We start from the raw sequence: 14,259 nt of genomic DNA on the forward strand, positions 1-14,259 counted from the left end.
GCGGCCGCTCAGCGTCCGCCGTAACCGCCGCCGTAACCGCCGTAACCGCCGCCGTAACCGCCATGGCCCCATCCGCCGCCGTACTGGCCGTTGCCGTCCGAGTCGCAGTAGTACGGGTTGTACGCGCACATGTCGGTGGAGCCGGTGCTCGACGGCGTCGGCGAGGCGCTCGACGGGGTCGGCTCGGCGGTCGACGGGCTGGGGGCCGGCGACGGGGTCTTCGGCGCGGCCGGGGTCGGGGAGGTCGTCAACGGGGTGCTGTCGGCGTCCCAGTTGACGTTCTGCATCTGGAGGTCGGGCTTGGAGGTGTCCATGGCCCAGCGCTGCACGTCGGTGTCCGCGCGGGTCTTGACCACGAGGGCGCCGGCCCCGTCGGTGGCGGCGGGGGCGAGCGCCAGGTCCTGCTGCCCGCGCGGCACCAGGGCGCCCTGGAGGGTGAAGTCGTAGCGGAGGTTCGTGCCGCTCGCGGCCGTGCACGGGGCGAGCTGGACCGAGTAGCCGAGGTGGGAGTCGAGGCACAGGCCGGGGTCGGCGTCGTTGCGCAGCAGTCCGTCGGTGTCGTACGTCCACTGCTGGCTCGCCGCGGAGGAGCAGGTGGTGAGCTCGGTCTCGGCGCCCTTGACGGCCTTCTTGCCGACGATGCCGACGCACAGCCCGGAGGCGATGTTGTGCAGCCGGCCGCGCAGGGCGCCCTTGGCGGTCTGGCCGGACCCGACCCAGGACGGGTTGGTGGTCGCGGAGCCGGAATTGGGCTTGCCCGCGTCCTTGCCGCTCGCGACGGGAGCGGCACCGTCGCCGGAGCCGAGCACCGTCCACAGCACCAGCGGCAGCACGACCAGACCGCTCACCGTCGCCACGGCCACGGCGAGGTTGCGGCGCCGGACCCGGCGGGCCGCCCGCAGTGCGGAACGGCGGGAGGCGGAACGCGCGGTCGGGCCGGACGCGGAGGGGCCGGAGGTGCCCGCGGCAGCGGGTTCCGTCCCGGGCGCGGATGCGCGGGAGGCCGTACGGCGTCGGGAGCGGGACGCGGACCGGCCGGTGGCGGCGCCCTGGTGACGTGGTTCGGTGGTGGGCGCGGGCGGGGCGGGGGCGAACTCCTGGCCTGCCATGGGAGCGGCTTCCGGGGCCGCGAGGTGCTCGCCGCCCGCGGGACCCGGTGCCGGGGCGGGGAAGGGATCGCCGTCCAGGGGCCGGGGGGCGGGATCGGTGAAGGACTCACCGCCGGCGAACGCGGGGGCGGGGCCGCTGAAGGCCTCCCCGCCCGTGAGCCCGGCCGCGATGGCGGCCGCGTGCGCGCTCCCGGCCGGTCCGGCGCCGGGTCCCGGCTCAACGGCCTCCTCGGCGAGGGCCGCCCGTGCTTCCACATAGGCCGCGGCACCCCAGCCGAGCACCGCCTCGGCCAGCGCGAGGCCGAGCCCGGTGTTGAACCGGTCGAGCTGGTCCGCGGTGTCCCGGCAGTGCCGGCAGCCGTTCAGGTGCTGCTGGAGGTCGGGGTCGACGTCGACGCCGGCGCGCCGGTAGGTCACGTCGAGCATCCGGCTGTAGCGCAGGCAGTCGTCCTGGTCGGAGAGTTCGCGGTGGGCCTGGAGGCACTCGTCGCGCAGCCGCTCCTGGGCGCGCCGGAGTTCCACGCGGGCGCCCTCCTCGTCGAGGCCGAGCAGTCCGGCGGGTATCGCGAGGGGCTCGGACTCGACCTCGGCGTGCCACAGCACGGCGCGGGCGGACTGGGGCAGCCGCTGGAACGCGCGGGAGATGAGCCGCCGGTGCGCGGACGGCAGCAGCCGGGCCGCCGCGCGGTCGCCGTCACCGGGGCCGGGGCGCAGGCCGGGGTGCAGGAGTTCCTGCCGGCCGTCGTTGTCCCACTCCGCCGCGATGCGGCGCACGGTGACCAGGAGCTGGGGGCGCCAGGCCGAGGTCGGCCCCGCCTGTCTGAGGGAGGCGCCGAAGAGCCGGGTGAAGGCCGCCGTGGTGAGCATGCCGGCCGCGCGCGGCCCGTCGGTGCACAGCCGGGCGTAGGCGAAAGCCGCTTCCCAGTGCCGGTCGAGGAGTTCACCGACGGGATGCAGCGCGGGTGTCGCTCCTGTCCACTTCTTCAGCTCCGCACTCAGCTGCTCGTCCGGGATGTCGAACGGCCGGGCCGAGGTGGGGGAATTCGACAGGCCTGCGTCATTCACGGCTGCATTCCTCCAAGACGCAACATGGGATTCAGTCCATACCAAAGGGGTATGCTATCCGGCCCTACGACCCGCCCGGGACACCCCGTACGGCATCGGGCACCTCGAACGTCCGCCTTCAGCAGCTCTTTTGAAGCGTGGGGGGCGTACGGGGGCGGCCTCGCACCCGCGGAGTGCGACACGGAATTGTCTGCTCGCCGACAGGGCACACCTTTGCACAGGCCAGCGGGGTGGAACAAGGGACCCCCGAGTTTTGCGCATAGCACGTTCGTCCGGGGATTTTGACGAATTGTCAACAGGGCTCTTTTCCGGCTTGTCCCCCTCCCGGCACGGTAATTGCCCGGTACGTGCCCGGCGGGACCCCGTACCGCTCCCGGAACACCCGGTTGAAGTGGAAGGGACTGGGAAATCCGGACGCGGCGGCCACCCGCTCCACGGTCAGGTCGGTGCCCTCCAGCAGGCGGGCCGCCTGGCGCAGCCGCGCCTCGCGCAGCGCCCGCATCGGCGACCGGCCGGTCTGCCGGGTGAACAGGTGGGCGAATCGGGAGGGTGACAGCGCGACACTCGCGGCGAGCGAGCCCACGGTGTGCCCGGCGGCGGGGTCGGCGGCGATCAGCTCCTCGGCGCGCAGGATCCGGGCGTCGGTACCCGGCGGCGGCGCCGGCTCGCGCGCGCCGGCCGCCGCGAGCAGCACGACCTCCTCCAGCGCGCACAGCGCCAGTTCCCGCGCCGTGCTGTCGTGGGCGACGGCGACGAGGTCGTCGCCGGGCGGGGCGGCGGGCGCCGCCGCGCCACCGGGCCGGCGGGCGTCGTCGAGCATGCGGGCGAAGGCCCGGCCCGCCCGGTCGCGCAGGCGGGCGGGGACGGTGGCGACGTACATCCCGTCGGCGACCGCGTACGGCCCGAGCCAGGCCGCCCAGGACGGCCGGGCCCGGCAGTGCGCCCACCAGAACCGCCAGTGCCGGGCGCCGGGCGCGACGGCGTAGCGCTGCCGGACGCCGGGGCCGAGCACCACCAGCTCCCCCGCGCCGGGGCGTGCCTCGGCCGCCCCTTGCCGCACCATGCCCCGGCCATCCGTCGTCCAGGTGAACAGCCAGCTCGCCGCGCCCTCGGGCCGGTGGACGGCGTAGCCCGGCTCCCGGTCGAATCGGCCGGCCACCACCAGCCCCGGCGAGGGGTCGGCGGGCGCGGCAGTCACAGGCAATCTCTCAGTGGTCACGGGCATCCTCCGGGCGAGCGCACCGGCCTAGCGTGGCACGGGCGATGACCGGACAGAGGAGTGAGAGCTCATGACAGCCATGGACAACACCACGCCCATCACGGCCGAGGCCACACGGCAGTGGGTCGAGGAGTTCGAGGAGGCGGGCTACGCGGTCGTGCGCGGCCTGTTCGGGTACGACGAGATCGACAGGCTGTGCGCCGAGTTCGCGGCGCTGCACGCGGCCGGTCCGGTGCCCGGCCACTTCGAGCCCCGGACGCCGGTGCCGGCCGGCGGCCCGGCCGATCCGCTGCACGCGTACCCGAGGGTCATGCACCCGCACGAGATCAGCGGCCTCGCGCGGGACTTCCTGCTCGACGCCCGGCTGCGCACGGTCCTTCAAGTGCTGCTCGGGGAGGAGGTGCTGGCCGCGCAGAGCATGTTCTACTTCAAGCCGCCGGGCGCCCGGGGCCAGGCGCTGCACCAGGACAACTTCTACCTGCGGGTGGAGCCGGGGACGTGTGTGGCCGCGTGGGTCGCCTGCGACGTGATCGACCGGGACAACGGCGGGCTCGAAGTGGTTCCGGGCACGCACCGGATGAACGTGTTCTGCCCCGAGGAGGCGGACGCCGGGCTGTCCTTCGCGCGGGAGTACGTGCCGCCGCCGCCCGGTCTGAGCGCCGTGCCCGTGGACATGGCACCCGGCGACGTGCTGTTCTTCAACGGCAGCCTGGTCCACGGCTCGTCGCCCAACCGCAGCGCCGGCCGTTTCCGCCGCTCCTTCATCGGGCACTACGTGGGCCGCTCGGCCGAGCGGATCGGCGAGCACTACCGGACGCTGTCCATGTCCGGCGACCGGGTGCCGCTGTCGCTCAGCGAGGGAGCCGGTCCGTGCGGTACGGAGTTCCCGCCGCACGGACCGCACTGACCGTCAGTGCCCGCTGATGGCGTGCGGGGAGTAGGGCGCCTGGAGCTCTTCGATCTCCTTGTCGCTGAGTTCGAGTTCCACGGCGGCCACCGCGTCCTCGATGTGCTGCGGCTTGGCGGCGCCGACGATCGGCGCGGTCACCGTGTCCTGGTGCAGCAGCCAGGCGAGGGCGACCTGGGCGCGCGGGACGCCCCGGTCGCCCGCGATACGGGTGACGGCCTCGACGATCGACCGGTCGCTCTCCAGGTACAGCTTGCCGCCGAAGTTGTCGCCGGCGCTGCGCTCGGTGGTGGTGCCCCAGTCGCGGGTGAGGCGGCCGCGGGCGAGCGGGCTCCAGGGCAGTACGCCCACGCCCTGGTCGGCGCAGAGCGGCAGCATCTCCCGCTCCTCCTCGCGGTAGAGGAGGTTGTAGTGGTTCTGCATGGACACGAACCTGGTCCAGCCGTGCCGCTCGGCCGTGTACTGCGCCTTGGAGAACTCCCAGGCGTACATCGAACTGGCGCCGATGTAGCGGACCTTGCCCGCCTTGACCAGGTCGTGCAGCGCCTCCATCGTCTCCTCGACCGGCGTGTGGTGGTCGTAGCGGTGGATCTGGTAGAGGTCGACGTAGTCGGTGCCGAGGCGGCGCAGGCTGTGGTCGATCTCCGTCATGATCGCCTTGCGGGACAGCCCGGCCCCGTTGGGCCCGGGCCGCATCCGGCCGTTCACCTTGGTGGCCAGGACGATCTCGTCGCGTCGGGCGAAGTCCCGCAGCGCCCGTCCCACGATCTCCTCGCTGGTGCCGTCGGAGTAGACGTTGGCCGTGTCGAAGAAGTTGATGCCCGCGTCCAGCGCCTGCCGGATCAGGGGCCGCGACGCCTCCTCGTCGAGGGTCCACTCGTGGGCGCCGCGGTCGGGCAGACCGTAGGTCATGCAGCCCAGACAGATCCGCGAGACGTCCAGGCCCGTCGAACCGAGTTTCCCGTACTGCATCGTTGCTGCTCCTGCCTTCGGGTCGGTTACCACAGGCGAGCGTACGGCGTCGCGGGTCACCCGCCGGGGCCGACTTGACGGCCGCCGTACCCGGGCGATTTGATCACACGAGGGCCGTCACTCCCTGTGCCGGCACACAACAGTGCGCGAGGCGGGGTCGTACCCGCGATTGATGGAGCGGTCATGTCCGCCAGGGGTGGTTCCCGCGCCGGAGGTCTCGGGAGGGCCACCGGCGTTGTCGTCTTTGCCGCCGTCGCGGCCCTGGGGCTCGCCGGGTGCGGTTCCTCCGGCGGAGCGCCGGCGTCGCCCTCGACCGGGAAGGCACCGAAGGCGGTGCGGCTGCCGCCGCGCGCCGCGGGCTTCGACTACCAGATCGGTGGTTCCTATCGCCCGCCCGCGGGGGTCCGGATCGTCAGCCGCGACCGTTCGGCGTCCCCTGCGCCGGGGCTGTACAACGTCTGCTACGTGAACGCCTTTCAGGCCCAGCCCGAGGAGCGCGGCTCCTGGCCCGCCGACCTGCTGCTGCGCGACGCGCACGGCAAGGTGGTCATCGACGAGGACTGGAACGAGCCCCTGCTGGACATCCGGACGCCCGCCAAGCGCGAGCGGGTGGCCGAGCGGGTGGACCGCTGGATCGACGAGTGCGCGGCCAAGGGCTTCGACGCGGTCGAGCCGGACAACTACGACAGCTACACCCGCTCCCGGCACCTGCTGACCGCCGACGACGCGACCGCCTTCATCACCCTGCTGGCGCGGCACGCGCACGACCGGCACCTGGCCATCGGCCAGAAGAACACCGCGGAGCTGACCGGGGCGAGGAAGCGGACCGGGCTGGACTTCGCGGTGGCGGAGGAGTGCGCCGAGTACGACGAGTGCGGGACGTACGCGAAGGCCTACGACGACCGGGTCCTCGTCATCGAGTACTCGGACTCCGGCCTGCGCAAGGCCGTCGCGGAGTTCGGCGGGCGGCTGAGCATCGTGCGCCGGGACCGGGAGGTGTCGACACCGGGCAGTGACGGGTACGTGCGCAAGGTCCGCTGAGGCCCGTGGTTGCTGCCCGCAGGTGACCGGTCGGCGTGGGAGCGGCCGGATGATCGTATCGGTGCCGCATCCTCGGCGCAGGCGACCGGCGCCCGGCCGGTCACGCCGTACGGAGGAACCGCCGTGCCGACACGTCCGAGGACGCTGAGGACCCTGGCCGGGGCGGCGCTGCTGCCCCTCGCCCTCGTCTCCCCCGCCTGGGGGCGGCCCGCTCCCCCGCGCACGGTCGCGGCCGAGCCGCCGGGCACGCTGTGCGCGACCGCCGGGGTGCTGCGCGGGGAGCGCGGCCAGCGGGCCACGGTCAACCTGTGCGCGGGCAACGGCACCCCCACCATGTCCGTCTCGGCCGCGGCGACCTGCGGACGGGCGGGAACGCGCGTGCGGTACACCTGTCAGGCCTGGGGCACGTGGACGGCCCGGCACGGCGAGAAGACGGCCCTGTCCGGAGCGCTGCCCGGGTCGGTCCAGTACCCGGGCCCGGGGACGTACGACATCTCGGCCACCGTGCGCGTCCGGTCGGCGCCCGCCGGTGTCGATCTGCGGGGTACCGTGCAGGCCACGCTCACCCTCACCGCGCCCCCGCCGAAGGCGACGCACCGCGTCCAGGTCGACCGGAGCACCGTGCGGGCCGATGCGGAGACCACGCTGACGTACACGGTCCAACGCGACAGCGACCAGGGGGACGGCAGCGCGCGCCTCGGGCTCATCGGCGAGCAGGGCACCGGGGTACGGGTGTCCACCGCCGACGCTCGCTGCGTCAACCCGCTGGTCGGCCGCTATCCGTCGAAGACCCGGCTGACCCACTCCCTGGACTGCGCCCTCACCGATCTCCAGCCGGGCCACCCCGCCAAGGTGGTCGTCCGGGTGACGGTCGCGGGCGCCTGCTCCACGCTGGTGTCCAAGCTGGGCTACTGGATGCCGCGGGGCCAGGACCTCTACACCGGCGGGGTGCTGGCCGGGCCGACGGTCACCTGCCGTTAGACCCCGGGACTCGCCAGCAGGTCGAGCGCCCGTTCCCACCGGAACTCCGGCCGTCCGCCGTCGTCGCCCGGCTCGCCCGCGTACGGGTCGCCGAACCGGACGCCCATCCCGCGCAGGCGTATCAGGCTGTCCTGGTAGGCGGGGTGGGCGGCCAGGGCGTCGGCCACGCAGGGCAGCACGGCGATCGGCACGCCGAGACCGGCGGCCTCGCACAGGGTGCCGAGGGCGAGGGTGTCGGCGATGCCGGCCGCCCACTTGTTGACGGTGTTGAAGGTGGCGGGGGCGACCACGACGGCGTCGGGCGGCGGGAAGGGGCGCGGGTCGCCGGGGCTGCGCCAGGCGGAGCGGATCGGGCGGCCGGTCTGCGCCTCGACGGCGGCGGTGTCGAAGAAGCCGCCCGTCGCGACCGGTGTCGCGAAGACGCCGACCTCCCAGTCCCGCTCCTGGGCGGCGGTGATCAGCTTGCTCACGTCCGCCGCGATCCCGGCCGCGCAGACGACCAGGTAGAGGAAGGGCTTCCCGGCCTGTTCGGTCATCCGGGCACCCTACTGGAGCGGGAAGGTCAGCCCCCGTTCGGCTTCCGGCCGCGGTCCGAGGATCCTGCGCTCCCCCTCCGTGATGCGGACGTCGTTGATGCTCGCCTCCCGGCGGGTCATCAGGCCCCGTCCGTCGAACTCCCACAGCTCGTTGCCGTACGACCGCCACCACTGTCCGCCGGCGTCCCGGCACTCGTACTGGAAGCGGACCGCGATGCGGTCGCCGTCGAAGGCCCACAGGTCCTTGCGCAGCGCGTAGTCGAGTTCCCGTGCCCACTTGGCGGTGAGGAACTCCACGATCTCCGCGCGGCCGGTGAGAAAGGTGTCGCGATTGCGCCAGACGGAGTCCTCGGAGTAGGCGAGCGCCACGCGCTGCGGGTCGCGGGTGTTCCAGGCGTCCTCGGCGGCCTGCACCTTCTGGGCGGCGGTCGCACGGGTGAAGGGGGGCAGGGGCGGGCGGTCGGTCATGGCTTCCTCCTCGCGGAGAACGGACGTTCTCCCGTGTGGCTGCTACCGTAGGAGAACGCGCGTTCTCGCGTCAAGGACAGGTCGGGGAAAGGTCGTACATGGACAGCGCAGCCGCCAGGGAACGGGTGCTGGACACCGCCGCGGAGCTGTTCTACCGGCGCGGTGTCCAGTCCGTCGGCATGGACGAGATCCGGACCGCCTCCGGGGTCTCGCTCAAGCGGCTCTACCAGCTCTTCCCGGCGAAGGAGCAGCTGGTCGAGGCCTACCTGGAGCGGCGGGACGGGCAGTGGCGCGGGAGGCTCGCCGCGTACGTGGAGCGCGAGGAGGATCCCGTCCGGCGGGTGCCGGCCGTGTTCGACTGGCTGGAGTGCTGGTTCGGCGAGGACGGCTTCCGCGGCTGCGGCTGGATCAACGCGCACGGCGAGCTGGGTGCCACCTCGGCGCGCGTCGCGGCCCAGGCGGTCGCGCACAAGCGGGCGTTCCGGGACTACCTCACCGCTCTCGTGACCCGGGCGGGGCTGCCCGCCGCGCTGGCCGGTCCCCTGTTCCTGCTGGCGGAAGGGGCCATGGTCACGGCGGGCATCGAGCAGAGCACACGGCCGGCGGCCGAGGCCCGAGAGGCGGCGGAACTGCTGCTGGCGACAGTCGCGACCACCCGCGAAAGCCCCGCCTGACCGGAACGCCCGGCGCTCACGAATGCCGGGACGTTCGCGACAGCCCCGGTCCGTCGTTCGCGACAGCTCTGGTCCGTCAGTCCGCCGCGTCCCGGAGGGTGATGGCGCCGACGGGGCAGGCGCGGGCCGCCTCCCGCACCATCGGGTCGCCGTCCCCGTTCTCCCGGCCCGGGATCAGGGTGCTGTAGCCGTCGTCGTCCTGGGTGAAGACGCCGGGGGCGGCGAGGGCGCACTGCCCCGCGCCGATGCAGGCGTCCTTGTCGATGTGGATGTGCATGGCAGGAGCCTCTTACCAGGTCACGGGGAGTTCCAGCATCCCCTGGATCGTGTCGCCGGGTTTGAAGGGGATGTCCTCCGGCCGGGCGGCGAGCCGTAGCCCGGGCAGCCGCTCGAAGAGGGTGCCGAGCGCGATCTCCATCTCGGCGCGGGCCAGGTTCTGGCCCAGGCACTGGTGGATGCCGAAGCCGAAGCCGACGTGGTGGCGGGACGGGCGGTGCCAGTCGAGGGCGTCGGGCTCGGCGTAGACGGACTCGTCGCGGTTGATGACCGAGGTGGCGAAGACCACGCCGTCACCGGCCCGGATGGTCGTCCCCTCCACCTCGATGTCCTCCAGGGCGGTCCGCAGCAGCCCGTCGGCGATCGACAGCAGCCGCATCAGCTCCTCGACGGCCGCGGGCAGCAGCGCGGGGTCGGCACGGAGCTCGGCCAGCCGCTCGGGCTGCCCGAGGAGCGTGAAGGTGCCCAGCGAGATCATGTTCGCGGTGGTCTCATGGCCGGCGACCAGCAGGATGACCGCCATGGACACGACTTCGGCGCGGTCCAGGGTGCCCTCGCGCAGCCGCTGGTGGACGAGGTCGTCGAGGATGGCGTCACCGGGCTCCGGACTCTTGGCCTTGCCGTCGATCAACTCACCGAGATACGCCTCCAGTTGGTCCCGGGCGTCCAGGGTGTCCGCGGGCTCCGGACCGCGCAGCAGGCGGCGGGACTGCTCCTCGAAGAACTCGTGGTCGGCGTACGGGACACCCAGCAGGGAGCAGATCACCATGGACGGCACCGGCAGCGCGAAGGCGTCGACCAGTTCGGCGGGCGGCCCCTGGCCGATCATGGCGTCCAGCCGCTCGTCGACGATCCGCTGGATGGTGGGCCGCAGTTCGGCGGCGCGCCGGAGGGTGAAGTTCGGGACCATCATCCGCCGCTGGGTGTGGTGTTCGGGGTCGTCGGCACCCAGGAGGGCGACCTTGCGGTCACGGGCGGCGGCGATGCGGGGGGTGGTCACCGGGAAGCCGTGGCGGGTGCGGTCGGAGGACAGCCGCGGGTCGGACAGCAGGGCGCGGGCGGCGGTGTGGCCGGTGACCAGCCAGGCCGGGCGGCCGTCGTACAGGGTGACGCGGGCCAGGGGGCGGTGCGCGCGCAGCGGGTCGTAGGCGGTCGGCGGGTGGTAGGGGCAGGTGCGGTCCTGGGGGAAGGCGACGGGCTCGGGCTGAGCCATCGATGCGGTCGATTCCGTCATGGGCGGACCTCGCAGACGAAGGGTGCGGCGTGCCGATCTTCATTAGATGCCCGGGGCATCTATGGAACGACGGCAAGTTCGGCCAGATCGGTGATCCGCGCTTTCTGGCCGAACATCGTCCGTGCGACCGCCGTGATCGGGCCGATATTCGGTTGCGGGTGCCGGGTCGCGGGCCGCACGATCGCCCGCATGTTCACCACTGACGCCATCCTGCCGCCGATGCCCGCCGCCGTCCTGCCGACGCGGGTCCGGCAGCAGCCCGGCCGCCCCCGGAGGTCCGAGCCCTCGCGCCCATGACGGCCGCGCTCGTCGCCGGCCTGGTCGCGGGGTACGGAGTAGCCGTACCCGTCGGCGCGGTCGCGACCTACCTGGTCTCCCTCACCGCTCGTACGTCCCTGCGGACCGGCGCCTCGGCCGCGCTCGGTGTGGCGAGCGCCGACGGCCTCTACGCCCTTCTCGCCACGGTGGGCGGCTCCGCGCTCGCGGCGGCCCTGCGGCCGCTGCTCGGGCCGCTGCGCTGGGCCTCGGCCCTGGTGCTGGCGGCGCTGGCGGTGCTGGGCGCGGTGACCGCCGTACGCCAGTACCGCGCGCACCGGCTCGCCACCCGGCCGGAGAAGCCGCCGCCCGGCCCCGGCCGGGCCTATCTCGGCCTGCTCGGGATCACCCTCCTCAACCCCACCACGGTGATCTACTTCGCCGCCCTCGTGCTCGGCACCCGCGCGCAGGACGCCGTACGCCCCCTGGAACAGGGCCTCTTCGTCCTCGCCGCCTTCGCCGCCTCCGCCAGCTGGCAGCTGCTGGTCGCCGGCGGCGGCGCGCTCCTCGGCCGCGCCCTGACCGGGCACCGGGGACGGCTCGTCACGGCGCTGCTGTCGAGCTGTCTGACCATGGCACTGGCGGTGCGGGCGGCGGTGGCACCCGGGTGACACAGTGGCTCGATGAGAACGCCGGGACGGGACGGGCGCGTTCCGGATCCGGCCGGGTGCACGCGTGGTACGGATGATTCGAGCACCGGCCGGTGTTGAGGCACGGTGCCAGTAGGCCGCAGGACCGTCGAAGGGACGAACGTCATGCCTCTCCAGGGCGAGTACGAGCCCAGCCCGACCCAGTGGGTGCGCGATCAGGTCGAGTTGTACGAGAGTTCCGGCGGCACCAAGGGGACGACGCTGATGGACACGGGGATGCCCGTGATCCTGCTGACGTCCCGGGGCGCCAGGAGCGGCAAGATCCGCAAGACCCCGCTGATGCGGGTGGAGCACGAGGGGCGGTACGCCGTGATCGCCTCGCAGGGCGGCGCGCCCAAGCATCCGGTGTGGTACTTCAACCTCAAGTCCGACCCGCACGTGGAACTCCAGGACGGCGCGGTCAAGCAGGACATGCGGGCCCGTGAGGTCACCGGCGAGGAGAAGGCCGGGTGGTGGGAGCGGGCGGTGGCCGCGTACCCGCCGTACGCCGAATACCAGGAGAAGACCTCCCGGGAGATCCCGGTCTTCGTCCTGGAACCGGCCGACGGCCAGTGATCCGCCGAAGCGGAGGGGGTGCCGCCGGGGTCCGATTCCGGACCGGGAACGCCGTATTTTAGAAAAATCTGTTTCCGGGAGGCATGGACCGTCTCCACCCGGGCACCAGACCGTCAGGCCCCGCCGCGTTCCCCCGTCGCGGCGGGGCTTTCCCGTGCCTCGCCCGCCGGCCGGTCGGTCACGTCGAGGAAGATCTGGTCGGCCTCGGGGACGGCCTCGGCGAGGGACTGCTTGATGCGTACGGCGACCTCCTCGACCCGCTCACTGTCCAGGCCGGGCATCAGGTCGATCCGGGCCGCCACGAGCGTCGAGTCGAGGCCCATCTTCATCGTGAAGAGCGCCTCCACGCTGTCGATCTCCGGCTGCCGCTCCAGCAGCGTCCGGATCCCGTCGCTGAGCTCCGGGTCGGCGGCCTCCCCGATGAGCTGGTCGCGGGCGTCGCGCCCCAGCCGGTAGGCGACGTACACGAGCAGCACGCCGATCGCCAGCGAGGCGGACGCCTCCCAGACGACCTGCCCGGTGGCCATGTGCAGCGCCATGCCGATGATGGCGAGGGTCACGCCGATCACCGCAGTGCCGTCCTCGGCGACCACGGTGCGCAGGGCCGGGTCGCGCAGGCCGCCGCCCTGCCGGCGCACCTGGTGCAGCGCCCGGAACAGGGAGGCGCCCTCGGCGAGCAGCGCGACGCCCAGCACGATCAGGCCGGCCACATAGCCGCTGAACTTCTCCTGAGCGCCGTTCCTGAGCGCCTCGAAGCCCTGGAAGAAGGAGAAGCAGCCGCCCATGACGAAGATGCCGACGGCGGCCAGGAGGGACCAGAAGAACCGCTCCTTGCCGTAGCCGAAGGGGTGCCGTGCGTCGGCGGGGCGGCGGCTGCGGCGCAGGGCCGCCAGCAGGAAGACCTCGTTGAGGCTGTCGGCGACCGAGTGCGCGGCCTCGGACAGCAGGGCGGGCGAGCCCGCCACCAGACCGCCGAAGGCCTTGGCGGCGGCGATCACCAGATTGGCGGCGAGCGCCACCAGGACGGTGACCCGTGTCCTGCGATCGGTCTTGTGGTCCCCGGCCCCGGCCGGGTCCGTCGCCCCCGGTGTCCGCCGCCGCGTCTTCTCTTCTTCCGACGATGTCCCGCTCACCACCGCCGACTGCCCAGGCCGGGAGTGCTCACACCGTGCCGACGGCGTAAATCGGGGAACGCGTTCCTCAGGACGCCCCGTTCGGCAAGGAGGAAACATGGGTGGCGACGGCAACCGCGCCTACGGCCACAAGACGTTCACCCGGTCCAAGAGCCACTTCACCGACCGGATCACGGCGGACGGCCGTGACGGCTGGCCGGTGACGGCCGGCCGCTACCGTCTGGTCGTCAGCCGCGCCTGTCCGTGGGCGAGCCGGGCGGTGGTCTCGCGCCGCCTGCTGGGCCTGGAGGACGCCCTGTCCATGGCGATCGCCGACCCGGTCCAGGACGACCGCAGCTGGCGCTTCACCCTCGACCCCGACGGCCGCGACCCGGTGCTCGGCATCCGCTTCCTGGCCGAGGCCTACGACAGGCGGGAGAACGGCTATCCGGGCGGGGTGAGCGTGCCGGCGGTCGTGGACCTGCCGAGCGGTTGCCTTGTCACCAACGACTACCAGCGGCTCACCCTGGACCTCGCCACCGAGTGGACGGCCTTGCAGCGCCCCGGAGCACCCGACTTGTATCCGGCCGCCCGGCGCGACGAGATCGACGAGGTGATGGCGGACGTCTACGAGGACGTCAACAACGGCGTCTACCGTGCGGGTTTCGCCACCCACCAGGAGGAGTACGAGGCGGCGTGCGCGGCGGTCTTCCGGCGGCTGGAGCTGCTGACGCAGCGGCTCGCCCGGCAGCGCTACCTGGTCGGCGACACCCTCACCGAGGCGGACATCCGGCTGTTCACCACGCTGGTCCGTTTCGACGCCGTCTATCACGGTCACTTCAAGTGCAACCGGTGGAAGCTGGCGGAGAACCCGGTGCTCTGGGCGTACGTCCGGGACCTGTACCAGACGCCCGGGTTCGGTGACACGGTCGACTTCGACCACATCAAACGGCACTACTACCAGGTGCACACCGGTATCAACCCCACCGGGATCGTGCCGCTCGGGCCGGATCTCGCCGGCTGGCTCGCGCCGCACCACCGGGAGGAGCTCGGTGGCCGGCCGTTCGGCGACGGAACACCACCCGGGCCGGTCCGTCCGGGTGAGGAGGTACCGGCCGCGGGGCGGCCCTGAACCGCACACATCG

Annotated in this window: 16 protein-coding genes; 7 read left to right on the plus strand and 9 right to left on the minus strand. The window is 73.0% G+C overall.

Going from position 1 to position 14,259, the window contains the following annotated elements; all coding sequences use genetic code 11:
* Positions 1-8 precede the first annotated feature (8 nt).
* On the minus strand, positions 9-2,174 hold the full coding sequence (locus ABZ915_RS04160; RefSeq protein WP_361795379.1) for a ricin-type beta-trefoil lectin domain protein: 2,166 nt from the start codon (positions 2,172-2,174) through the stop codon (positions 9-11).
* Positions 2,175-2,466: 292 nt separating this feature from the next.
* Positions 2,467-3,399, minus strand: a complete 933-nt coding sequence (locus ABZ915_RS04165; RefSeq protein ID WP_361795382.1) for a helix-turn-helix domain-containing protein — start codon at positions 3,397-3,399, stop codon at positions 2,467-2,469.
* Positions 3,400-3,472: 73 nt separating this feature from the next.
* Here ABZ915_RS04165 and ABZ915_RS04170 point away from each other — a divergent pair, with 73 nt between their 5' ends.
* On the plus strand, positions 3,473-4,300 hold the full coding sequence (locus ABZ915_RS04170) for a phytanoyl-CoA dioxygenase family protein (protein WP_361795843.1): 828 nt from the start codon (positions 3,473-3,475) through the stop codon (positions 4,298-4,300).
* 3 nt (positions 4,301-4,303) lie between these two features.
* On the opposite strand, the gene ABZ915_RS04175 is transcribed toward ABZ915_RS04170, so the two are convergent.
* Positions 4,304-5,272, minus strand: a complete 969-nt coding sequence (locus ABZ915_RS04175) for an aldo/keto reductase (RefSeq protein WP_361795385.1) — start codon at positions 5,270-5,272, stop codon at positions 4,304-4,306.
* Positions 5,273-5,455: 183 nt separating this feature from the next.
* Between ABZ915_RS04175 and ABZ915_RS04180 the strand changes: the two genes are divergently transcribed.
* Together ABZ915_RS04180 and ABZ915_RS04185 are read left to right on the plus strand one after the other, a co-directional pair.
* Positions 5,456-6,313, plus strand: a complete 858-nt coding sequence (locus ABZ915_RS04180; RefSeq protein WP_361795388.1) for an endo alpha-1,4 polygalactosaminidase — start codon at positions 5,456-5,458, stop codon at positions 6,311-6,313.
* A gap of 123 nt (positions 6,314-6,436) precedes the next feature.
* On the plus strand, positions 6,437-7,294 hold the full coding sequence (locus tag ABZ915_RS04185; protein WP_361795390.1) for a hypothetical protein: 858 nt from the start codon (positions 6,437-6,439) through the stop codon (positions 7,292-7,294).
* On the opposite strand, the gene ABZ915_RS04190 is transcribed toward ABZ915_RS04185, so the two are convergent.
* Positions 7,291-7,830, minus strand: a complete 540-nt coding sequence (locus tag ABZ915_RS04190; RefSeq protein WP_361795393.1) for a flavoprotein — start codon at positions 7,828-7,830, stop codon at positions 7,291-7,293. The genes ABZ915_RS04185 and ABZ915_RS04190 overlap by 4 nt on opposite strands.
* A 9-nt stretch (positions 7,831-7,839) precedes the next feature.
* Complete coding sequence (locus ABZ915_RS04195) at positions 7,840-8,298, minus strand: nuclear transport factor 2 family protein (protein WP_361795396.1); 459 nt, start codon at positions 8,296-8,298, stop codon at positions 7,840-7,842.
* A 98-nt stretch (positions 8,299-8,396) separates the two neighbouring features.
* Between ABZ915_RS04195 and ABZ915_RS04200 the strand changes: the two genes are divergently transcribed.
* Entirely contained in the window at positions 8,397-8,972 is a 576-nt protein-coding gene (locus tag ABZ915_RS04200; RefSeq protein WP_361795399.1) for a TetR/AcrR family transcriptional regulator, read from the plus strand.
* Between the two features lie 76 nt (positions 8,973-9,048).
* On the opposite strand, the gene ABZ915_RS04205 is transcribed toward ABZ915_RS04200, so the two are convergent.
* From ABZ915_RS04205 to ABZ915_RS04215, 3 genes are read right to left on the minus strand one after another with little or no spacing between them, the layout of a single operon-like run.
* A complete protein-coding gene (locus ABZ915_RS04205) occupies positions 9,049-9,249 on the minus strand; it encodes a ferredoxin (RefSeq protein WP_361795402.1) in 201 nt (66 codons plus the stop codon).
* 12 nt (positions 9,250-9,261) lie between these two features.
* Positions 9,262-10,482, minus strand: a complete 1,221-nt coding sequence (locus ABZ915_RS04210; RefSeq protein WP_361795405.1) for a cytochrome P450 — start codon at positions 10,480-10,482, stop codon at positions 9,262-9,264.
* A 59-nt stretch (positions 10,483-10,541) separates the two neighbouring features.
* Entirely contained in the window at positions 10,542-10,682 is a 141-nt protein-coding gene (locus ABZ915_RS04215) for a hypothetical protein (protein WP_361795408.1), read from the minus strand.
* A 93-nt stretch (positions 10,683-10,775) separates the two neighbouring features.
* On the opposite strand from ABZ915_RS04215, the gene ABZ915_RS04220 reads away from it, so the two are divergent.
* The gene (locus tag ABZ915_RS04220; protein WP_361795411.1) at positions 10,776-11,408 is read left to right on the plus strand and encodes a LysE family transporter; all 633 of its coding nucleotides are present in this window, start codon (positions 10,776-10,778) and stop codon (positions 11,406-11,408) included.
* A gap of 144 nt (positions 11,409-11,552) precedes the next feature.
* On the plus strand, positions 11,553-12,002 hold the full coding sequence (locus ABZ915_RS04225) for a nitroreductase family deazaflavin-dependent oxidoreductase (RefSeq protein ID WP_361795414.1): 450 nt from the start codon (positions 11,553-11,555) through the stop codon (positions 12,000-12,002).
* 113 nt (positions 12,003-12,115) lie between these two features.
* Here the strand turns inward: ABZ915_RS04225 and ABZ915_RS04230 are convergent, their stop codons facing one another.
* The gene (locus tag ABZ915_RS04230; protein ID WP_361795417.1) at positions 12,116-13,135 is read right to left on the minus strand and encodes a cation diffusion facilitator family transporter; all 1,020 of its coding nucleotides are present in this window, start codon (positions 13,133-13,135) and stop codon (positions 12,116-12,118) included.
* A gap of 97 nt (positions 13,136-13,232) precedes the next feature.
* Between ABZ915_RS04230 and ABZ915_RS04235 the strand changes: the two genes are divergently transcribed.
* Positions 13,233-14,246, plus strand: a complete 1,014-nt coding sequence (locus ABZ915_RS04235) for a glutathione S-transferase C-terminal domain-containing protein (RefSeq protein ID WP_361795420.1) — start codon at positions 13,233-13,235, stop codon at positions 14,244-14,246.
* The last annotated feature ends 13 nt before the right edge of the window (positions 14,247-14,259 follow it).

Source organism: Streptomyces sp. NPDC046915, from assembly GCF_040644935.1.
Classification (GTDB): Bacteria; Actinomycetota; Actinomycetes; order Streptomycetales; family Streptomycetaceae; genus Streptomyces.